The sequence below is a fragment of the Thalassospira australica genome, assembly GCF_000763295.1.
Classification (GTDB): domain Bacteria; phylum Pseudomonadota; class Alphaproteobacteria; order Rhodospirillales; family Thalassospiraceae; genus Thalassospira; species Thalassospira australica.
In genome coordinates this window covers 82,201-104,208 of record NZ_JRJE01000006.1, presented here as the reverse complement: position 1 = coordinate 104,208, position 22,008 = coordinate 82,201, and the positions used below count along the sequence as shown (strand labels likewise).

The 22,008-nt window shown below is 54.7% G+C and carries 21 protein-coding genes; 12 read left to right on the top strand and 9 right to left on the bottom strand.

The genetic code is table 11. From position 1 onward, the window contains the following. Positions 1-76: 76 nt before the first annotated feature. Genes atpC through JF44_RS0105880 form a run of 5 tightly spaced genes read right to left on the bottom strand, consistent with a single transcriptional unit; the run spans position 77 to position 5,007 of the window. Positions 77-481, bottom strand: coding sequence for an ATP synthase F1 subunit epsilon (gene atpC / locus JF44_RS0105900; RefSeq protein ID WP_033068041.1), 405 nt, complete (start codon positions 479-481; stop codon positions 77-79). Between the two features lie 41 nt (positions 482-522). Next, complete coding sequence (atpD, locus tag JF44_RS0105895) at positions 523-1,941, bottom strand: F0F1 ATP synthase subunit beta (protein WP_033068040.1); 1,419 nt, start codon at positions 1,939-1,941, stop codon at positions 523-525. Between the two features lie 52 nt (positions 1,942-1,993). Further along, on the bottom strand, positions 1,994-2,887 hold the full coding sequence (locus tag JF44_RS0105890; protein ID WP_033068039.1) for a F0F1 ATP synthase subunit gamma: 894 nt from the start codon (positions 2,885-2,887) through the stop codon (positions 1,994-1,996). 30 nt (positions 2,888-2,917) lie between these two features. Beyond that, on the bottom strand, positions 2,918-4,450 hold the full coding sequence (gene atpA, locus JF44_RS0105885) for a F0F1 ATP synthase subunit alpha (protein ID WP_033068038.1): 1,533 nt from the start codon (positions 4,448-4,450) through the stop codon (positions 2,918-2,920). Continuing rightward, on the bottom strand, positions 4,450-5,007 hold the full coding sequence (locus JF44_RS0105880) for a F0F1 ATP synthase subunit delta (protein ID WP_033068037.1): 558 nt from the start codon (positions 5,005-5,007) through the stop codon (positions 4,450-4,452). Before JF44_RS0105880 ends, atpA begins: the two co-directional genes overlap by 1 nt. 517 nt (positions 5,008-5,524) lie before the next feature. Between JF44_RS0105880 and JF44_RS0105870 the strand changes: the two genes are divergently transcribed. Further along, a complete protein-coding gene (locus tag JF44_RS0105870) occupies positions 5,525-6,352 on the top strand; it encodes a substrate-binding periplasmic protein (protein WP_238318383.1) in 828 nt (275 codons plus the stop codon). A 35-nt stretch (positions 6,353-6,387) separates the two neighbouring features. Here JF44_RS0105870 and JF44_RS0105865 read toward each other — a convergent pair whose 3' ends face one another. Beyond that, complete coding sequence (locus tag JF44_RS0105865) at positions 6,388-8,625, bottom strand: primosomal protein N' (protein WP_033068035.1); 2,238 nt, start codon at positions 8,623-8,625, stop codon at positions 6,388-6,390. A gap of 171 nt (positions 8,626-8,796) precedes the next feature. On the opposite strand from JF44_RS0105865, the gene fsa reads away from it, so the two are divergent. From fsa to JF44_RS0105830, 7 genes are all read left to right on the top strand, one after another. Beyond that, positions 8,797-9,453: a fructose-6-phosphate aldolase gene (gene fsa, locus JF44_RS0105860; RefSeq protein ID WP_033068034.1), complete on the top strand. Its 657-nt coding sequence runs from the start codon at positions 8,797-8,799 to the stop codon at positions 9,451-9,453. Between the two features lie 128 nt (positions 9,454-9,581). After that, the gene (locus JF44_RS0105855; RefSeq protein WP_033068033.1) at positions 9,582-10,271 is read left to right on the top strand and encodes a DUF484 family protein; all 690 of its coding nucleotides are present in this window, start codon (positions 9,582-9,584) and stop codon (positions 10,269-10,271) included. Then, a complete protein-coding gene (locus JF44_RS0105850) occupies positions 10,250-11,200 on the top strand; it encodes a tyrosine recombinase XerC (RefSeq protein ID WP_052065485.1) in 951 nt (316 codons plus the stop codon). The genes JF44_RS0105855 and JF44_RS0105850 overlap by 22 nt, the downstream gene beginning before the upstream one ends. Before the next feature lie 75 nt (positions 11,201-11,275). Next, positions 11,276-11,605 carry a YrhK family protein gene (locus JF44_RS0105845; RefSeq protein WP_033068032.1) on the top strand — a complete coding sequence of 110 codons (330 nt, stop codon included), beginning with the start codon at positions 11,276-11,278 and terminating at the stop codon, positions 11,603-11,605. Positions 11,606-11,688: 83 nt separating this feature from the next. Beyond that, on the top strand, positions 11,689-12,294 hold the full coding sequence (locus JF44_RS0105840) for a glutathione S-transferase family protein (protein ID WP_033068031.1): 606 nt from the start codon (positions 11,689-11,691) through the stop codon (positions 12,292-12,294). Between the two features lie 93 nt (positions 12,295-12,387). Beyond that, positions 12,388-12,879, top strand: a complete 492-nt coding sequence (locus JF44_RS0105835) for a class I SAM-dependent methyltransferase (RefSeq protein ID WP_033068030.1) — start codon at positions 12,388-12,390, stop codon at positions 12,877-12,879. A 69-nt stretch (positions 12,880-12,948) separates the two neighbouring features. Then, a complete protein-coding gene (locus tag JF44_RS0105830) occupies positions 12,949-14,337 on the top strand; it encodes a glutamine synthetase family protein (protein ID WP_033068029.1) in 1,389 nt (462 codons plus the stop codon). 31 nt (positions 14,338-14,368) lie between these two features. Here JF44_RS0105830 and JF44_RS0105825 read toward each other — a convergent pair whose 3' ends face one another. Together JF44_RS0105825 and JF44_RS0105820 are read right to left on the bottom strand one after the other, a co-directional pair. Next, entirely contained in the window at positions 14,369-14,593 is a 225-nt protein-coding gene (locus JF44_RS0105825) for a hypothetical protein (RefSeq protein WP_033068179.1), read from the bottom strand. Positions 14,594-15,096: 503 nt separating this feature from the next. Continuing rightward, the gene (locus tag JF44_RS0105820) at positions 15,097-15,423 is read right to left on the bottom strand and encodes a hypothetical protein (protein ID WP_033068028.1); all 327 of its coding nucleotides are present in this window, start codon (positions 15,421-15,423) and stop codon (positions 15,097-15,099) included. 519 nt (positions 15,424-15,942) lie between these two features. Here JF44_RS0105820 and nadA point away from each other — a divergent pair. The 4 genes from nadA (at position 15,943) to JF44_RS0105800 (ending at position 19,279) form a co-directional block, all read left to right on the top strand. Then, positions 15,943-16,965 carry a quinolinate synthase NadA gene (nadA, locus tag JF44_RS0105815; RefSeq protein WP_033068027.1) on the top strand — a complete coding sequence of 341 codons (1,023 nt, stop codon included), beginning with the start codon at positions 15,943-15,945 and terminating at the stop codon, positions 16,963-16,965. Positions 16,966-17,041: 76 nt separating this feature from the next. Beyond that, positions 17,042-17,881: a carboxylating nicotinate-nucleotide diphosphorylase gene (gene nadC / locus JF44_RS0105810; RefSeq protein WP_033068026.1), complete on the top strand. Its 840-nt coding sequence runs from the start codon at positions 17,042-17,044 to the stop codon at positions 17,879-17,881. Positions 17,882-17,887: 6 nt separating this feature from the next. After that, a complete protein-coding gene (locus tag JF44_RS0105805) occupies positions 17,888-18,313 on the top strand; it encodes an NUDIX hydrolase (protein WP_052065483.1) in 426 nt (141 codons plus the stop codon). A gap of 129 nt (positions 18,314-18,442) precedes the next feature. Then, on the top strand, positions 18,443-19,279 hold the full coding sequence (locus tag JF44_RS0105800) for an isocitrate lyase/PEP mutase family protein (RefSeq protein ID WP_033068025.1): 837 nt from the start codon (positions 18,443-18,445) through the stop codon (positions 19,277-19,279). Between the two features lie 60 nt (positions 19,280-19,339). Here the strand turns inward: JF44_RS0105800 and JF44_RS0105795 are convergent, their stop codons facing one another. After that, positions 19,340-21,970, bottom strand: a complete 2,631-nt coding sequence (locus tag JF44_RS0105795; RefSeq protein ID WP_033068024.1) for a DUF3772 domain-containing protein — start codon at positions 21,968-21,970, stop codon at positions 19,340-19,342. Positions 21,971-22,008: the final 38 nt, after the last annotated feature.

Genomic DNA, 22,008 nt, shown 5'->3' with positions numbered 1-22,008 from the left:
ATGCCGGGACGAAATACGCACACAAAAAAGGCCGCCCTCGTGGGCGGCCTCTTTTAAAAAATTCCAAAACCGACGTTTAGTTGGTCAGGGCTGTAATCTGTGCACGGGCAATATCAAGCGAACGCTCGGCATTGGCTTTATCGTGTGCAGTTTCAGCAGCCTTGAGGGCGGCTTCCGCCGCTTCAAGACGGGCCTGCGCTTCGTCAGCTTTCAAATCGGCAACCGGAACCGCTTCTTCTGCAAGAATGGTGCAACGCTCGGGATTAACCTCAGCGACACCACCTGCAACGAAGATACGTTCGGAAACCTTACCACCTGCATAGATGTCGATGACACCCGGACGAATGGTCGAGATCATCGGCGAATGCTTCGGCAGCACACCAAAATTCCCGTCCGTGCCCGGAACAACGACCATCTCGACCGGCTCAGATTTGAGCAGGGCAGACGGTGAAACAAGTTCCAGTACAGTCGTATCAGTCATGACAATCCTCGCTCCTTAGCCGGAGGGGGACCAAAGCTGCCTTAGGCAGCTTCGGCCATCTTCTTGGCTTTTTCGATGGCTTCTTCGATGGTGCCGACCATGTAGAATGCCTGTTCGGGCATATGGTCGTACTCACCAGCACAGATCGCCTTGAATGCCTTGATGGTGTCTTCGAGCTGAACGAACACGCCCGGAGTACCGGTGAAAACCTCTGCAACGTGGAACGGCTGCGAAAGGAAACGCTGGATCTTACGGGCACGTGCCACGACCAGTTTGTCTTCTTCCGAAAGCTCGTCCATGCCGAGGATGGCGATGATGTCCTGCAGACCTTTGTAGGTCTGAAGAACACGCTGAACTTCACGCGCGGTCTCGTAGTGTTCCTGACCAATCACGCCCGGATCGAGTGCACGCGAGGTGGAATCGAGCGGGTCAACTGCCGGATAGATGCCGAGCTCGGCAATCTGACGGTTCAGCGTGGTGGTTGCATCAAGGTGAGCAAACGAGGTTGCCGGTGCCGGGTCAGTCAAGTCATCGGCCGGGACGTAAATGGCCTGGACCGAGGTAATGGAACCTTTTTTGGTCGAGGTAATACGTTCCTGCAGCGCACCCATGTCGGTTGCCAGCGTCGGCTGATAACCCACAGCTGACGGGATACGACCGAGAAGTGCCGACACTTCCGAACCAGCCTGGGTAAAGCGGAAGATGTTATCGACGAAGAACAGAACGTCCTGGCCTTCTTCATCACGGAAGTATTCCGCAAGGGTCAGACCGGTCAGAGCAACACGTGCACGTGCTCCCGGGGGTTCGTTCATCTGGCCATAAACCAGTGCCGCTTTGGATTCGCCTTCCGGGTTGATAACGCCTGATTCCATCATCTCGTGATAGAGGTCGTTACCTTCACGGGTACGTTCACCAACTCCTGCGAAGACCGAGTAACCACCGTGGCCTTTTGCCACGTTGTTGATCAGCTCCATGATAAGGACGGTTTTACCAACGCCCGCACCACCGAACAGACCAATTTTACCACCCTTGGTGTACGGCGCGATAAGGTCAATAACCTTAATGCCGGTAACCAGGATTTCGGTATCGGTCGACTGGTCGATGAAAGCCGGTGCTTCACGGTGGATCGGCGAAGTCTTGGCCGATTTCACCGGACCACGTTCGTCAACCGGTTCGCCGATCACGTTCAGAATACGACCAAGGGTTTCCGGACCAACCGGAACCGAGATCGCATCACCGGTGTCGGTGACTTCCTGACCGCGCTTCAGACCTTCTGTGGTGTCCATTGCGATCGTACGGACCGCATTTTCACCAAGGTGCTGTGCAACTTCAAGAACCAGACGCTGACCGTTGTTGTCAACATGCAGCGCATTCAGAATGGGAGGCAGATCGCCGTCGAATTTAACGTCGACGACGGCGCCCATTACCTGGGAAATTTTCCCCGCCTTCTTGTTCGCCATAGGTATTGTCTCCTGCTCGGACAAAGCTATCCGTTAACTTCCTGCGACCCGCTTACAAAGCCTCGGCGCCGGAAATGATTTCAATCAGTTCGTTGGTGATCTGAGCCTGACGTGAGCGGTTGTACTGGATGCTCAGTCGGTCGATCATGTCGCCGGCATTGCGGGTTGCGTTATCCATCGCGGACATACGCGCGCCGTGTTCAGATGCACTGCTTTCAAGCATTGCACCGAAAATCTGGACGCCAACGTTACGCGGCAGCAAATCAGCCAAGATGGCTTCTTCAGACGGTTCATATTCATAAACCGCAGAAGAACCGGTTTCGGCTTCTTCCTGCTCTTCAACTTCTTCACCCGCGAACGGGATAAGTTGCTGAGCCGTTGCCACCTGCGAAATCGCGGACACGAACTTGTTGTAGAAGATCGTGCAGACGTCGAATTCGCCTTCTTCGTAAAGCGCCAGAACCTTGTCGGCTACGTCGGTCGCAGAAGAGAAATCGATCCCCTTCTTGCCTTCGATGCCGGTATACCGGGCGACAATATTGTCACCAAATTCACGCTTGAGCGCATCTGAGCCCTTGCGGCCAACACAGATCAGCTTGACCGTCTTGCCCTCAGCCAGCAAGGCTTTGGTTTTGAGACGGGCCGCTTTTACGATCGATGCGTTAAAACCACCGCAAAGGCCACGGTCTGCGGTGAAGACGACGAGCAGATGCACATCGTCTTTACCGGTACCGGCCAGAAGCTTCGGAGCGCCTTCATTGCTACCGACGGCAGTTGCGAGACGGCCCAGCATCGTCCCCATGCGTTCCGCATAGGGACGGGCTGCTTCCGCTGCATCCTGTGCACGACGGAGCTTGGAGGCTGCCACCATCTTCATCGCCGAAGTAATTTTCTTCGTCGATTTGACACTGGCAATGCGCGAGCGCAGATCCTTCAAACTAGCCATTGCGTTTCCTCCTTCGCCTAAGTTTCAGTCTTACGCGAAGGTTTTCGCGAACTTGTCGAGGAACGCTTTAAGCTTGGCTTCGCTGTCATCAGACAGAACCTTCTCGGTGCGGATCGCGTCGAGGATATCAGCGCCAGCCGAACGAATTTCGGACAGGTACTGTTCTTCGAATGCGCGGACCTTGGTCACCGGAACGTTATCAAGATAGCCCTTAACACCAGCGTAGATCACAACGACCTGCTCTTCGACCTTAAGCGGCGAGTACTGCGGCTGCTTGAGCAGCTCGGTCAGACGTGCGCCACGGGCCAGAAGCTTCTGGGTCGCCGGATCAAGATCCGATGCGAACTGTGCGAATGCTTCCATCTCACGATACTGAGCGAGTTCCAGCTTGATCGAGCCGGCAACCTGCTTCATCGCTTTGATCTGTGCGGACGAACCAACACGCGAAACTGACAGACCAACGTTCACAGCCGGGCGTACGCCTTTGTAGAACAGGTCGGTTTCAAGGAAGATCTGACCGTCGGTGATCGAGATCACGTTGGTCGGAATAAACGCCGAAACGTCGTTACCCTGGGTTTCAATGACCGGAAGTGCGGTCAGCGAACCAGCGCCGTTTTCGTCATTCATCTTCGCAGCACGTTCCAGCAGACGGGAGTGCAGATAGAAGACGTCACCCGGGAATGCCTCACGTCCCGGCGGACGGCGAAGCAGAAGCGACATCTGGCGATATGCAACAGCCTGCTTGGACAGATCATCATAGAAGATCGTTGCGTGCATGCCGTTATCGCGGAAGTATTCGCCCATTGCGCAAGCAACGAACGGTGCGATGAACTGCATCGGTGCCGGGTCGGATGCGGTCGCAGCAACAATGATGGTGTTTTCCATCGCGCCGCGCTCTTCAAGGACCTTAACAACCTGTGCAACGGTCGAACGTTTCTGACCAACGGCAACATAGATGGAGAACATCTTGTCGCTGTCGGATTTGGCTGCATCGTTCACCGGCTTCTGGTTCAGAATGGTGTCAACGATGATGGCGGTTTTACCGGTCTGACGGTCACCAATGATCAGCTCACGCTGGCCACGGCCAATCGGGATCAGGGAGTCAATCGACTTGATACCGGTCTGCACTGGCTCGTGAACCGATTTACGCGGGATGATACCCGGTGCCTTGACGTCGGCAAGGCGACGTTCCTTTGCACCCAGATCGCCTTTGCCGTCGATCGGGTTACCCAGACCGTCAACAACGCGACCCAGCAGTTCCTTACCAACCGGAACGTCAACGATGGCGCCAGTACGTTTAACCTGGTCACCTTCCTTGATCGAACGGTCAGAACCGAAGATCACGACACCAACGTTGTCTTCTTCGAGGTTAAGGGCCATGCCCTTAATACCACCCGGGAAGTCAACGAGTTCACCAGCCTGAACATTGTCCAGACCGTAAACACGGGCAATACCATCACCGACGGACAGAACCTGACCGACTTCGGCAACTTCGGCTTCAGCACCAAAATTGGCAATCTGATCCTTGAGAATAGCGGAGATTTCCGCGGCGCGGATTTCCATCACGCAACCCCTTTCATAGCGAGCTCGAGCTTCTGCAGTTTAGTACGAAGCGAGGCATCAAAAACCCGGGAACCGACCTTGACGACAAGACCGCCAAGAACAGCCGGATCAACTTTAAGGTCCACTTTGACAGTGGCGCCGACAACTTCTTTGAGAGCGCCGGTAACGGCTTCGATTTGCTCTTTTTTCAGCTCGGAAGCCGAGGTCACCTGAGCGGTAACTTCGCCATTGTGAGCCGAGAGCATGGAAAGGTAGGAATCGATAACAGCCGGCAGGGCAAACAGACGACGCTTCTGAGACAGAAGCCCTACGGTCTTCTTGGTCAACTCGGAAACGCCGAGTTTATCCAGAAGAGCCGCCATCGCCTTGGCCTGCACATCCCGGGAAATCACGGGACTGCGGAGTACATTCCGGAGGTCATCGCTGTTTGCGATGGCCTGGTCGAGCAATTCAAGATCGCTTTTGACAACATCAAGCTGCTTGGCCGATTTGGCCAAGTCGAATAGTGCTGTGGCATAGCGCCCTTGGAGCCCGGTCGCGGCAGTATTTTGGGACACCGGTGAAAGCCCTCAATTCTGGTTATGAGAACGACTCGGATACGTATAAAAAAATGATCCCCCGAAAGGGTTTCCTTCCGGGAAGCGAGCGTTTGGTAGCACATGTCCTTTGAGGGGGCAACCCCCGCGCAACCGCATTTGAGCGCTCTTTTCCATTCTTTGGCAAAGATAGGCAAAAACACCCCTAAATCGCCCACTTTTAAGGCAGGCTTACAACTATTTTATAAGACGCTTTTCCATGAGGCAGACAAAAAGACGTTCGCTGTCAGCCAAAATTTCACAACGAATCCCCATCAAATGCGCAGGCATTGCATTTACACTTCCGAAAATACCGCCGATTTTACCGGCGACTGTAACCAAGTTCACACCTGATACAGCCTTGATCAGAGCCCTGCCCCCTTTTTGCGTCTCTGTATCGGGACACCGTTCGACAGTGCCAAAATGCAAATTTTCTCGGTAATTGCAGTAAGGTAGCGTATTGTTTGATCACAGTAATGCAACCAAACCGGGATATAATGTGCGACACACTCAAGGGCATAAAAGACGACCGGGTCTGTTCCTGATCACCATGATCACGGTAGCCCTGCTGCTATCTGCAGGTGATATCCACGCACATGCGCGCACCCTGATCATCGAAGGGCTGGAGGAAACACCTCTGAAGTGGGCGGGTCACGAAGAGGCCCGCGGCATTGATATCGACATCATGACCGAAGTTCTCAGCCGCATGAACATCACCGATTATATGTTTCGTTTTGTCGATTCCGGCAGCCGGTTACTCCACAACGCACAAAACGGCAGTTCGGATATCATCCTGACCCTGTCAATGAGTCAGGAACGCAGCACTTATTTACATTACCCCAATGAAGCGCATCTTTTGCTTGATTGGCGATTTGCCGTGCGCGCCGAAGATAAAACCCGTATCCGGTTCAATGATTTTTCCGACTTGTCGCGGGTGCAGATCGGGGCTGCTGCCGATTATTCCTATACCAGCACCTTCTGGAATTCCGGACTGGATATACAAACCGTTGCGCGCAGCGACCTTCTGATTCCGATGTTGCTGCAAAAGCGCTTTGATGCAGTACCGGTCAATTATCTGAGTACAGTGTTTGACAGCATTCAAAACGGGTATCGTAAAGATATCGTCTTTTTGCATCCGCCCTTGAAACGTGCGCCATATTATAATGTGTTCGCAAAAGCCTCGGACTATCCGGGCAAGCAGCAATTCCTGCGTGACTATGACCGGATCATTCGAGACATGCGCGACGATGGGCAACTGCTCAGTATTTTAGAGAACTACCTTGGTCCAGACGGATTGGACTGGTGGCAATCACAAAACTTCCAGTAAGCAGGCACTAGACGGGCGATGGAAAATGGATGTCACTACATAAAGCTATAGGGATCAATATCGACCTGCACGCGCACACTGCCCGGTGTTTTGACCTTTGACAGCCAATCATGGATCAGGGCCTGCATTTTAATCCCCTTGTCCGCACGGATCATAAATCGGCGACGATAGCGCCCGCGCAACAGCGACAACGGCGCCGGGGCAGGTCCCAGAACCATCAACCCATCCCCGCGCGGTGCGGCGCGTCCGATCCGCCATGCAGCTTCGTCGACTTCTTTTTCTTTTTTACCACTTATAATAAGAGCCGCCAGTCGCCCATGCGGGGGCATGCCATGGGTCATGCGCTGAGACAGCTCGACCTCGTTAAAGGCATCCCGGTCACCTGCGGCAATTGCCTTGATCACCCGGTTGGCGGGGTCAGCCGTCTGCAACAGAACCGTGCCCGGTCGATCCCCACGCCCGGCCCGCCCGGCCACCTGGGTTAAAAGCTGATAACTGCGTTCGGCTGCGCGCAAGTCACCCCCGGCCAATCCCAGATCGGCATCCACCACACCAACCAGGGTCAGCATCGGAAAGTGATAACCCTTGGCAAGGATTTGCGTCCCGATCAGCAGATCAACTTCATGATTATGCACCCGCTTGATCAATTCTGCCGCGGCCTTGGGTCCCATGATGTTATCTGACGTCGCAACCTCGACCCGAATGTCAGGAAACGTTTCGACGGCCTCTTCATAAAGGCGTTCCACCCCTGGGCCACAGGGGGCCAGTTTGCCCTCTGCCCCGCAAGATGGGCAGGCATCAGGCGCCTTTGCCTGATAACCGCAATGATGGCATTGCAATTTGCCCCAGGCGCGGTGCTCCACCAGCCAGGCCGTGCAATTGGGGCACTGGAAACGATGCCCGCAGGCACGACACAGAGTCAACGGCGCATAACCACGCCGGTTTAAAAACAACATCGCCTGTTCGCCGCTGGCGAAGGTTTCCAACAGACGCTTTTTAAGCGTCGGTGTGATCCAGCGATTGCGTTCGGGCTTGTCTTTGCGGATGTCGATGATTTCAACACTTGGCAGCACGGCCGCACCATGGCGACTGCCAAGCGCAACCCGCTGATAGCGTCCGGCTTCGACATTGGCCAGCGTTTCAAGCGACGGGGTGGCGGACGCCAGCACCACCGGGATATTGCCCAGATGCGCGCGCGTCACCGCCATATCACGCGCATGATACATCACCCCGTCTTCCTGTTTGAAGGCATGTTCATGTTCCTCATCCACCACGATCAGGGCCAGATCATGATAGGGCAGGAACAAGGCCGAACGCGCACCAACCACCAGTCTGGCCGAACCATCGGCAACCGCCCGCCACGTATCACGTCGCCTGGCCTGCCCGACTTCGGAATGCCAAAGTGCTGGCGTGACGCCAAACCTGTCGCGAAAGCGCTGCAACCATTGTGCCGAAAGCGCAATCTCCGGCAGCAAAACAACGACCTGCTTGCCTTGGGCAAGGGCTGCTCGCACTGGTTCAAAATACACCTCGGTCTTGCCCGATCCGGTAACGCCATCCAGCAGCGTACAGGAAAACCCGCCTTTTTCCTGTTGCGCGCACAAGGCATCAGCAGCGGCAACCTGTTCATCGGATAAATCCGGTCGTGGAATATCAAGGTCAGGCAACTCAAACGGGGATGGGGGTGTCACCATCAATCGCTGAACGGCTCCTGCTTCGACCAGCCCTTTGATCACACTGGCGCCCGCGCCGGTTTCACGCAGGATATCGCCCTGCTCCATCGGCGGGTGATCGGCAAGGAATGCCAAAACCCGTTTGCGCGGCGGCGTCATGCGCAAAGACGCGCCATCTGCATCGAATTCGGGATTAAGGGTAAAGCGAAAAATCGGTTTGGGGGCATCAAGCGCATCTGGCACGCTCATCGCCATGCGCAAAACCGCCCCTTGGCGGGCCATGGTATAGGCCGAAACCCAATCAATGAATTTCCGGGTTACATCGGCCATCGGCGCGGTTGGCAGGACTCCATAAATTTCGCGCAGCTTGGCAGGATCAACATCGCCCTTGGCATCACCCCAAACGACCCCGCGCTGGGTTTGACGCCCCAACGGGATTTCAACAAAATCACCAGGTTGAACCGATAAACCTTCGGGAACAAGATAGTCGTATGGCCCCGCCAATGGCAGCGGCGGCAGGACGCTTACGGTCTGGGCGGTTACCTCAAAGGCCGGATCGTTCGCAAACAAATTTCCAGAGGTGGCCTTTGCGGCACTCATATATTATAAACCCCGTGAGGTTGCCCATCCAACCGGTGCCGTTTCAGGATCGCCAGATATTGGGCACAGAAACAAACGGTCCCACAGCAAGGATCTGGTTCCGTCATCAGATGATCCAGAACCTAGCAGCTAACCGCATCATTGAACAACAGGTCCTAAACAGGAATTCCAATGAAGTTTTTCATCGATACCGCTGACATCGACGCAATCCGCGAACTGGCCATGTCCGGCCTCGTAGACGGTGTCACCACCAACCCCTCGCTGGTAGCAAAGTCTGGCCGACCGTTTCTCGAACTGATCAAGGAAATTTGTGACGTTGTCGACGGTCCGGTCAGCGCAGAAGTTGCTGCGACCGATTACGACACCATGGTCGCCGAAGGCCGCAAGCTGGCAAAGATCGCCGACAATGTCGTCGTCAAGCTGCCGCTGACTGCTGATGGCCTCAAAGCCTGCCGCACCTTCACCGACGAAGGCATTCAGACCAACGTGACGCTTTGCTTCTCGGTTGGTCAGGCGATCTTGGCTGCCAAAGCCGGTGCAACCTATGTTTCGCCGTTTGTTGGCCGTCTGGATGACATTTCGTCTGATGGCATGCAGCTGATTGCCGACATCGTGGATGTTTATGGCAACTACCCGAACTGGAACACCGAAGTTCTGGTAGCATCGGCACGTGGCCCGCAGCATGTTGTCGACTCGGCCCGTCTCGGTGCTGACGTTGTCACCATTCCGCCGCAGGTTCTCGGTCAGCTGACCAAACACCCGCTGACCGACAAAGGCCTTGAAGCCTTCATGGCTGATTGGGAAAAAACTGGCCAGTCGATCCTCTGATTTTCGATCAGAAAACGGCACGGTTTGATTAAAACCCGCATCGCGTGCGGTTTTTAACAAGCATTTAACCCGGCAGCCCGCATTGTGGCAGCCGGGTTTTTTGTTTCTCACTTTTCAAGCCGGAACCGATGGAAAAGACAGATTTGCGCGCCGACGATGTCGCGGACTACCTTGCGAAACATCCAGAATTCTTCACAACGCGCCCTGACTTGCTCGAAAGTCTTGATTTACCGGTCCGGGAGATGGGCAATGGCGTTGCTGATATGCAGCAATATGTCGTTGCGCGCCTGCGCGATGAACGCGAAAAGCTGCGCGGGGCGACCAGCGAGCTGATCAATATTTCCAAATCCAACCTGGAAACCCAAAGCCGGATTCACCGTGCGGTTCTGGCGATTCTGAATGCGCGCGGGTTTGAAACCTTTGTCGAGGCCCTTCAGGACCTTGTCCCCGAACTCCTTGATCTTGACGCCATCGCGCTGTGTTTTGAGGAATGCGAAGAAGCCCCGGTGCCAAGTTGCGATGGTCGCGTGCGCCGCCTTGTTGTCGGTGCTGTGGATCAGGTTCTTGGCGAAGAACAGGACGTCTGGCTGCTGCCTGATGAGGCCGGTGATGAGGCCATTTTTGGCCCGAAGGCTGCTGATATCCGATCTGCTGCGATTGTACGACTGGCTCCGTTTTACGGGGATCCGGTCGGCATTGTTGCCTTTGGCGTCAAGGAGCCGGACTATTTCAGCCCGGCACAGGCCAATGACCTGATCATGTTCCTGGCCTCTGTCATTGAATTTGGTGTGCGTCGATGGCTGACCCAAACGGTCTGACCGCCATTACCCTGCCACAGGATGTGCGCGACGCCATTGCCGACTGGCGCGGCTGGCTTGCCGATGAACGTCGCGCCTCCACTCATACGACGGAAAACTATCTGGCCGATCTTTATGCGTTTTTGGGGTTCGTCAAAGACCACCTTGGCGATAGCCCCACGCTTAAGGATTTGCTGCGCTTAAACCCGCGTGATTTTCGAAGCTGGCTGGCACGCCGCAGCATGGATGGCATGGCCAAAACATCCACAGCCCGTGCTTTGTCTTCCTTACGCAATTTCTATCGTTTTCTCGAACGGTCAGGACGCGGGCAAAATGCTGCGGTCCAATCGATCCGAAATCCCCGCCTGCCGCAATCAACACCCAAACCACTGGCCCCCGACGATGCGATGGCGGTGCTTGATAATGCCGACGCCTGGCAGGATGAACCGTGGCTGGGAAAACGTAACCTGGCGCTTTTTACGCTGCTGTATGGCTGTGGGCTGCGCATATCCGAAGCACTTGATCTCAATGCCAATCAACGCCCGACCGGGGACTCGATGGTGATCACCGGTAAAGGCAACAAACAGCGTCTTGTCCCGGTTTTGCCCATCGTGCGCGACGCAATCGAAGACTACATTGCCGCCTGCCCCTATGCGCCAAGTGGGGATGAACCCCTGTTTCTTGGCGCACGCGGTAAACGGCTGGTGGCACAGGTCGCCCAACGCGAAATGCGCAAGGTGCGCGAACTTTTAAACCTGCCCGATACGGCCACCCCCCATGCGCTTCGCCATTCCTTTGCCACCCACCTTCTGGCCGGCGGGGGTGATTTGCGCACCATTCAGGATTTACTGGGCCACGCATCCCTTTCCACGACCCAGCGTTACACGGCGGTCGATACCGAACAATTGATGGCGGTCTATAACGGCACCCATCCGCGCGCGCGGCGCTAAGACGCCCCAAAGGAAACGTTTCGTGTTCCGGTGCGTTGCACGCATAGATACAGCTCCACGAAAAGAGATCAGACAATGAAACTATTTCGTTCCCGCCGCTTTGACGCCAGTCCGCGCCATCGCAAGGTTTATAGCGCCTATGAAATTGCCTATTCGGTGATCGATCTTTTGGCCGCCATACTGTTCATTGTCGGCAGCATCTTGTTTCTGGATGACGCCACCATAACTGCCGGAACGTGGTTGTTTATCATTGGGTCGGTGTTCTTTGCTGCCAGGCCTGCTGTGCGCCTTGCCCGTGAGCTGCATCTGGCCGGGTTGGGCGAAGACGACCAAGAGTCATACAAAACACAGGAAAACACCCCGACCAAAACCAACGTCATGCCCAGCACCACCAGTGCGCCATGATCTTTTCGCAAAATTTCGGTTCCTAGCAGTCACTGTTCGCCCTTACACTGCGCACAAACAATTGATTAGCCCGGAGGAAAATCATGATTCTGCGAACCAGTGCACCGTCCCCGTTTGGCCGGAAAGTCAAAATTGTCGCCAAAATGCTGGGCATTTACGACCAATTGACCGTTGAGCTTGCCGACACCAACAATCCTGCTGATACGCTGCGCGAACAGAACCCGCTTGGTAAAATCCCGATCCTGATCCTTGAGGATGACCGCAAGATTTTCGACAGCCGTGTGATCTGTGAATATCTTGATGCGCAGGTCGATGGCGTATCGCTTCATCCGACGGCAAGCGATGCCCGCTGGGAGGCCCTCACCCTTCAGGCGCTTGGCGATGGTATTGTCGATGCATCAATCCTGCAGGTTTACGAAAAACGTATGCGCCCGGAAGAAAAACAGCATGCCGATTGGCAGAACTATCAGGCAGACAAGGTCAAACGGTCGCTTGACCAGCTCAAGGAAAATGCCCCGTCGCTTGAAGAGGACCTTACCATTGGTCATGTCGCGATTGCTTGTGCACTTGGGTATCTTGATCTGCGATTTGAGGGCACCTGGCGCGCAACATATCCCACGCTGGTAAGTTGGCTTGATGCGTTCCGCGCACGGGTTCCGGCCTTTGACGCCACAAAATTTGAAGGCTGATACCTTAAGTCCCCCTGCGCACAATGTGATGTGCAGGGGGAACTGGTTACATCATATATTTGTCCGAATTTCATACCCGGAGCTTCAACCGAAATGTCTCGTCTGAACAGCGTTATCCGCCGCCTACAAGCCCAACGCGACTGCCTGAACGCAGCCGCAGAAATGATCAAGGATCACGACGGGATCGTGCTTGAAGTCGGGCTTGGCAACGGGCGCACGTTCGATCACCTGCGCGAAATCATGCCAGATCGGGAAATCTTTGTATTTGATCGCCAGATCGCAGCCCACCCGAAATGCATCCCCGATGATGATCACCTGTTTTTGGGCGATATTTTCGAAACCCTGCCAATGGCCGTTGAACGTTTCAAAGGCAAGGTCGCCCTTGTGCATTCCGATGTTGGCACCGGGGATGAGGCGCTGAATGCCAAGATCGCATCCTTCATCGGCTCCACTCTGCCGCCAGCGTTGATGGTTGGTGCCATTGTCGCATCAGATCAGAAAATCGATGTGCCGGGTACAATCACCGAACCGCTGCCAGAAGGCGTTCCCAAAGATCGCTATTTCTTCCGCCGTTATCAGGGATAATATCCCGCCCGGTTTTGAAATTGGTTCTGCACCTGCATTGCCCCCGTCAGCATCTTAGGAAATCGTGCCGTGGCCACCGCAAACGCCCCTTCGCCAAGTGGAAGTCAACTGTCCGAAGCACAGGACTTTCTTGCCAAATATCGCGACGTCGAGGCCATCGACATCATCCTGACCGATTTTCACGGTATCGGTCGGGGCAAGATGATCCGCCGTCACGAACTTGAAGGTATCTATAAATCCGGGCGCGGCCTGCCAAGTTCAATCTTCGGGCAGGATGTCAGCGGCGAAGACGTTGATGATTGCGGATTGGTTCAAACCGGCGGGGGCGGTGATTGCCGCTGTTGGCCAGTGCCCGGCACATTGGGTTATCTGCCCCACACCGGGCGCGGGCAGCTTTTGATTTCAATGTATGAAGAAGATGCAAGGCCCCATGACGTTGATCCGCGCAATGTGTTTGGCGCGCAGGTTAAACGGGCAAACGCGCTTGGCTACCACCCGATGGGGGCCTTTGAACTTGAATTTTACCTGGTCGATCAAAAGCCAGATGCCTCCGGGCTTTATCGCCCGGCATCCTATACCATGACCAAACGGCGCAGCCCCCTTCGCAACACCATGTCGGTCGATGAAATTGATGAAATGTCACCGCTGTTTGATGCGGTGTACGAAGGGGCCAAGCATCTTGACCTGACGCTGGAAACCCTGATTTCGGAATATGGGCCGGGCCAGTATGAAATGACGATCCGCTATCGCGACCTGATGCGCGCTGCTGATGACGTGATTATCGCCAAGCGCCTGATCCGCACGGTCGCACGCCGATTTGGCAAGGAAGCGGTGTTTATGCCCAAGCCATTTGGCAATGAAGCCGGATCGGGCATGCATTTGCACCTGTCACTTGCGGGCAAGGATGGCAATAACCTGTTTGCCGATCAGGCAGACGGATCGTTAAGCCCGCTCATGCTGCATGCAATTGGCGGCATTCGCGGCACCATTGGCGAAACCATGCTCTTGCTTGCGCCGTTCATGAATTCATGGCGTCGCTTTGCATCGGCGATGTATTCACCGGCTTCGGATGACTGGGGTGTTGAAAACCGCACTGTGGCGCTCCGCGTACCCGGCACACCGGGCAAGACGCGGCATTTCGAACACCGCATTGCCGGTGTTGATGCCAACCCGTATCTGGTCGCCGCCGTCACCCTCGGGGCTGCCCTTGACGGGATTGAAGGCAAAATTGATCCGGGTAAACCCTGCGAAGACGAAATCGGCGCGGCAAAGGCACCCAATGACCTGCCGCGTCATTGGCTGGACGCGATTGATCATTTCGGCGCGTCCGAGTTCAACAAACGCACGCTGGGCGCACGCTTCCACACGGCCTTCACCAAAATCAAACAGGCCGAATACGAACAGATGGCACAAAAGGTTTCAGCCGCCGAGTGGGAATATTACGGGTTTTCCGTCTGATCCCCTATCTGTGGGGGCGGTGCTACAGCGATTAGTAACTTAGGTCCAAACCAAGGAAGTTACTAAGTGCCAGAGTGATGCCCCCCACGACCAAGAGTGCGAGCACGAAGACGCCGGTGATCTTGGCGCTGGCACGCAGTACCGCTTGTCTGCCGTACTTTTGACCTTGATCGTAATGCCACTTGATGGCGAAGAACATCGCGGTCAGCAGTACGACAACTTTAAACGTACCAAAAGTGATCGGGACCCAATCCATATTCAAGACTCTCATGTGCATCAGTTATGGGCTTTATGGCCTCATCCGAGGGTCACACATACTTCGCATTCTACAAGGCAGGTATGTAACAGCAGGCTAAAAACAGCGAAAACGTGTGTGCGGAAGCGAAATTTATGTCCGATCCGTTACGGAATCCGGCCCAAACATAGAAGTGCTGGCAGGTAACTTCACTGAGATTTATCAATCAGATGTGCTTCTGATGCACGGAAAAAGGGGACAGATGTAATTTTAATAGCCCTATCAGTGGATGGGCACAGGCAAGCTTCCCATTCGGCAACCCTCAACATTTAACAGCAGGTGACCGCCTGCTGGCCAGTATCTTTGGGGCTGGGAATAACCGTTTAGGGCCAAGTCCGACAAGCCAGCAGAATGGAACTATGACGGGTTTTCATTCTGGGAAAATATCAGGTCGGGGTATTTTCCGGCCAGTCCAACCCGTTTGAGCAAGCTGGCCGGAGCCCCCTTCACAGTATGCGCTATAATTACAAAGCGCGTTTGGACCGGCTGTTTGATTTATGGACGGAAAACGCCACTTTCGGGCGGGCGTCGATCATTTTTTGATCGCGCAGATGGGCAACTTCAAGATCGCGGGGATCAACATTTACCATGCGGGCATCATGTGCACGGTCTGCATTGGTATGCAGATGCATCTGGGTCGAAACCCACTGCCAGGTCGGATAGGTGACCTTATCGTCCTGCATTTCTTCGGTGATGACCTTATAGGCACCGGCAGGCAGAACTTCTGCAAAGCCACGCAAGCTAAACGGGCGGGCAAAACTCAGAATTTTTGATGTGGTGCGGTTTGTCAAAATAGCTCCTATCGCGCAAATACGCGGCAATCAGAAAAGTCGATTTTTCTTCATTCAGCAAAAATAACGGCCTATTTTTACCACGCGCAAACGCGCGAATTAAATCAAACCACCCCCAAAGGGAGTCGCACGATTTAAGCGCAAAAATAGACACCCAAACAAATGTTTGGGGCACTCATCAATTTTACTGAAAGAAGATGCAGCCTCTATCATAGATTTATATTGAGGTTTTTGACAGCAAAGATATTTTATTTCTCATATCGCACTATCCCTGCCATCAATTGCGGGGCTGCCCACCACTTATCAAGCGGCGTATTATGGGCCAAGCGTAAGCGTCTAAAACATCTGCAATCTAGCATCGCGCTGGACATCTGCCGATGTGCAATCAAAATCCCCTGCCCCATTTCCTTGCCATCCCTGCCCAATGGCGATATTGAAGTTCTCAAACTGTCATTAACTTGCGATGTCGGGCCCCGCACATTATCTCCGACATGCAAACAGGCGAGATGAGAAGACGCCATGAATGAAATGATCACCATTGCCGAGGCATCCGCCAACGCAATGTCGGAAATGCAGATTGATCCGACCCTTGATCTGGAAGCTGAGATTCAGCGCCTGAAAAAGGAAAAGAACGCGATCATTCTGGCCCATTACTATCAGGATGGGGAAATTCAGGACCTTGCCGACTTTGTCGGCGATAGTCTTGATCTGTCGCGCAAGGCGGCTGCCACCGATGCGGACGTCATCGTATTTTGCGGTGTGCGCTTTATGGCCGAGGTCGCCAAGATCCTCAGCCCGAACAAAACCGTTCTGTTGCCGGATTCCAAGGCGGGTTGCTCGCTCGAGGATTCTTGTCAGCCAGAACCGTTCCGCAAGTTCCGTGAACAGCATCCTGATCACGTGTCGATCACCTATATCAACTGCTCGGCCGAGGTAAAGGCCGCATCCGATATTATCGTGACTTCGTCCAATGCGGCCGAGGTCATTGACCAGATCCCGCTCGACAAGCCGATCCTGTGGGCACCTGACCGCCATCTTGGATCATACCTTGCCAAGAAAACCGGTCGTGACATGACGCTTTGGAACGGGTCGTGCATCGTGCATGAGCAGTTCTCCGAACGTGAGCTGATCCGGCTTAAAACGCAAAATCCTGATGCCATGATTGCCGCCCACCCAGAATGCCATGATGGCATTTTGAAACATGCCGATCACATCGGTTCAACCCGCGCCATTTTGGAATATGTGATCAACGGCCCGGATCAGAAATATCTGATCGCGACCGAGCCCCACATCATTCACCAGATGGAAAAGGCCGCCCCGCACAAGGAATTCATTCCGGTGCCGGGTGCCGACGGGTCATGTGCATGCAACAACTGCCCGTTCATGGAACTCAACACGCTTGAGAAGCTGTATCTGTGTCTGGTCAATAACGGCCCACAGATCGTCATGCCCGAAGACCTGCGTGTCGCAGCGGTCAAGCCGCTTGAACGCATGTTGGAAATGTCAAAAAACATTCCGGTCAAAAAAGACGACGCGGCCTAAGCCCAACCATCCCACAGCCCCGCAAGTTTTGCGGGGCTGTTTTCCATCTTTCCCGAATTCAAAGTGCTCTGTCCCCATGACCGTCCTGACCCAAGCTGAAATCACAGATTTCATCGACCGTTCCTTTGCCGAGGATATCGGCCCTGGTGACATCACATCGGACAATGTCGTTCCTGCAGATGCACGGCTTCGCGTTGCCCTTGAAACCCGCGAAGACATTGTCGTGGCCGGGCTTGATATCGCGCTTGATTGTTTTCGCAAATTGGTCCCGGACGCCAGGATCGAAAAACGCTGCGAAGATGGCGATGCCATTTCTGCCAAAGACATTCTCGCCGTGGTCGAAGGCAACGCGCGCGGCATTCTGACAGCCGAACGCACGGCCCTGAATACCCTGCAGCATCTTTCGGGTATTGCCACCACCACGCGCACCTATGTTGCGGCGATGGGGGATACACCGGCCAAGCTTTTGGATACGCGCAAGACCCTTCCGGGATGGCGCAAGCTTGAAAAATACGCCACCCGCATGGGCGGCGCACAGAACCATCGCATGGGGCTTTATGACGGGGTGATGATCAAGGACAACCATATCGGCGTTGTCGGATCGATCAGCAAATGTGTCGAAGCTGCCCGTGCTGCCAATTTGCCCAAAATCGAGGTCGAATGTGATACCCTTGATCAGGTGGAAGAAGCCGCAGCAGCAGGGGCAGATATCATTCTGCTTGATAATATGGGCCCGGATATGTTGCGCAAAGCCGTTGCCATTGTGGCGGGGCGCTGCAAGACCGAGGCATCGGGTGGTGTTAACCTTGACACCATCGGGGCCATTGCGGCAACGGGGGTAGATTACGTATCCGTCGGGCGCATCACCCAATCGGCTCCGGCGGTTGATATCGGACTTGATGTCGCCATCCTGTGAGGCCGCATGCCTGAAACCAGTCACAGCACCACAGACACAGCCCTTATCAAGGTGATTGAGACCGCCAACTGGATTTTGCGTGACGGCGAGATGATCCTGTCGGTACGCAGCCATGGTCGCGACCGGTTTTATCTGCCCGGTGGCAAGATTGATCCCGGCGAAACCGCCCGCGAAGCCATCAAGCGTGAAATCAGTGAAGAGCTCGGCGTTGACCTTGTGCCCGGCACATTGCGCAAACTCGGCACCTTTGCCGGACAGGGGCACAACCAGCCCGACGGCGCGGTTGTCCGCATGACCTGCTTTACCGGTTATTATACCGGAACCCTCGCCCCTGCAGGCGAGATTGCCGAACTTCGCTGGCTTTCGCCGCGCGAACGGCACCTGATAGCCCCGATGGGGCAAAAGATCACCGCAGCCCTGTTTGATATTTGATCATCCAACCAACGAGATACGTCTGAATCGGCAAATCGTCGCCTGCACCATTTCGCAACAATTGTTCTTGTTATGTTCCTTTGTTCGTGACAAAATCTTGGTCCGCTTAACCGCACAGGGATTAAGAACATGCCGCAGGACAAAGGGGCTGCATTTCGCGCTCTTCACGAGGAACCCGGTGCATTCATAATTCCCAATCCATGGGATATCGGAACTGCCCGAATTCTTGTTGCACTCGGTTTCCGGGCGTTGGCGACGACAAGCGCAGGCATGGCATTTTCTTTGGGGGTTGCAGAGGGAAAAACATCGCCTGACAATACTTTCAAGCATTGTCAGGCATTGGTCTCTGCTACGCCGCTTCCAGTCACGGCCGACCTCGAAAAAGGAATGGGCGATAGTCCGGAAAGTTCGGCGGAAACCATTTCAGTCGCCGCATCAATCGGCCTTGCCGGTTGTTCTCTCGAAGATCATACTGGGGACACAGACAATCCGATTTATGATTTTTCTCATGCCGTTGAACGCATTCAGGCTGCGGTAGAAGCCAAATCTGCCTTGCGGCATGATTTTGTTCTGACGGCCCGATGCGAAAATTTCCTGTGGGGCAAACCTGACCTTAACGACACAATCAAACGCCTTCAGGCATTTGAAGCAGCAGGTGCTGATGTTCTCTATGCGCCAGGTTTGTATGATCTTGATACAATCCGGACCGTTTGCGGTGCGCTTCACAAACCGGTAAATGTCGTCATGGGCATGCCCGGAAATACATTCAGCCTGGCTGAATTGGCAAATGCAGGTGCCAAACGGATCAGTGTTGGTTCTGCCCTTGCCCGGCTTGCCTATGGCGCTTTTGTCAAAGCTTCTCGCGAAATGGTCTCACAGGGCTCATTCGGGTTTGCAGAACAGGCCATGGGGTTTGCCGAACTTGAAGCATTTTTCACTGAAGGCCATGACTCCAAAATCAAATAACGCCTGCATCGCATGACAAAAACGGGACGGCAAAAGGCCTTTTCGCAAGCAGGATAATCCTTAGCGCGGCGCGTCCCCGCCCGGATCATCAGGACCTTCACCGCCCGCATCCGGGATTTCCCGGCTCGACGCATCGCGATCGCGCGAGATGTCTTTTGCCGCAGATGGCGGGGCTGCCTTTTGATCCGCCCCCATATCAGAACTGTCATCGGTCTGACTGTCCTTGCCCGCCGGCTCAGGCGAGATATCCGGCACGGGTACAGGTGCGGGCCGGGGCGGTGCGCCTTTGCCCGCATCACGGATCGCATCGGTAAGCTTGTCGACATCTCGCAGGTTAAGGTCACGCTGCGGGAAGGGAATTTCGATGCCTTCCTCGCGGAAGCGCTGCACAAGTTCAAACCGGATCGAGCTTCCGACCACAACCACATCGCCGATATCGCGCAGGAAATAACGCAGTTCGAAATCAAGTGAACTGGCGCCGAAGTCCATAAACACGACCTGCGGGGCCGGATAGCTCAAAATCTCGCGGCGTTTGTCCGCCATTTCAAACAGGATATCGCGCACCTTGTCGATATCTGCACCATAAGACACACCGATCTTGATGATGCCACGGCCGGAGCGCTCCTTGAGCGTCCAGTTTAGAACCCGGTTTGAAATCAGCTCGGAGTTCGGAATAACGATAGAAGATCGATCAAATGTCTCGATCTCGGTGGCACGCACACGGATGTCTTTGACAAAGCCCTGATCGGCACCAACCACAATCCAGTCGCCGACCTTGATGGGACGTTCGACCAGAAGGATCAGGCCCGAGACAAAGTTGTTCACAATGCTTTGCATGCCAAAACCGATACCAACCGAAATGGCACCGGCAATGATCGCAAGGTTCGACAAATCAAGCCCGGCGGCAGACACCGCCAACAGGATCGCAAGGCAAATCCCGGCATAGCCAAATATCGCCGAAACAGAATGCTGCAAACCCTGATCAAGTTTGGTGTTGGGCAGAACCCGCGTGCTGAGCATTCGCTGGAAGAACCGCATGACCGCCAGCACGATGACAAACATCAGTGCCGCGATCAGGATCGTGCGCAATGAAAAATGAATGCCGCCAACCTGAATGCCAATGAAGGCCTGCTGAACCGCAAGAATAAGATCGACCCAGGCAATGTCGGTAAAGATCATCACCGCGACCGGCACGGCGATGGAAAACATCACCACATCGATCAGTACCCGTAACCAGAAATAAAGTGTGCCATGCACCGCATCGCTGACCGTGCTGTCTTCGCTGCTTTCCGGTCGCACAAGATAGGTGTGCATCAATGCACGGCAATAAGCGCGCAGCAGCCAATAGCAGCTTAGAAACGCCAGCGCCATCATCAGGTTTTCAAGGATAAACCGGGCCAGCGCAACATAGCCCAGCGCCATCAGAACCGGCATCAGAATGGCAACGGCCTTGAACCCGCGGCGGCTGCGGCGTTCGATCTTTGACCAGAACGCGTGACGGTCTTGCGCATCATGCTGCCAGAACACCCCAAGGGATAAAACAAACAGCAAGACCGAAATAACCAGAACGTTCGTAATGCTTTGAACCAGTGCGATATCAAGCGACGTGCCCAAGGTGGTCGCACCTTGCAACAACACCATGTCGAACGCAAAAATCAAGGCAATCGCCAACGAGCAGCCCCCGACAACCCTTGCCCCTTGCATCGTGGTGCCGGATCGGCGCAAGGTCGGCGCAAACGGGGAATGAACACTGCGCACGGCAGCGCCGACAAACAACAAAAACAGGGCTGCTGCAAAACACTGATGGATAAAGTTGCCCATCGCCCCCGTTAACAGGGTATCGCGCGAATCAAGTATCCCATAGGCAATCAGAAGCGCAATGCCGGGCACCATCGCGGTAAACAGGAACCGTGTCCCCGACACCAAGGACACACGGTCTTCTTCTGGTGCATTATTCCAGCGTGCGGGAACGTAGCGCAGAACAACGACTTCACCCCCGATCAGGGCGGCAATAACGATAAAGGTCAACAGAACCAGACCGGGTGCTATGTCCAGAAGTTCGTCCGCGACATCGTCTGACAGTTCTATATTGGCATAGCGCGCCTGCACCATGCTGGGGAGCTGTACGATTTCGCCCCAGGCCTGCCCCCAGATGGCGGGATCAAGTGGCACCTCGGCCCGGCCAAGAACACGACGGGTGAAACGTTCGCGCGCAAGGCCTGCCAGTTGATCGGATAATTCACTGGCCCTGAAATTCACCAGTTCAAGCTGCTTGACCAGACCACCGACGCGCGCGATGTCCTGATCAATGCGTTCACGTTCGCGTGCCACAGCCGGGACCTCTTTTTTGCCTTCTTCTGGTGGCTTTCCAAGCTTGCCAAGGGCCGCTTCAAAGCGCTGCAGGCGTTCATCTGCGCGACTTCTCAGGGCATTGATGGCAAGCTGGATGCTTTCAATCTGGTCGCGGCTATCGGCGACACGGCTGTTGGTGACATCTTCGCTGGCAATTACATCTTCAAGGTCATCAAGTTCGGATTCCCATTCGGCAACCCGGCTTTGCGCATTTTCCAGTTCAATTTTCTGAACTGCATCCGGACGGTTTTCACCCTCTTGTGCAGACACTGCCAAAGACGCTGTCATTGCAAACAGACAGATTGCAAGACCTGCGATTACCTGACGAACTGATGTCATGCCTGATGATCCATATTATTGTCCGACAAACGTTTCTT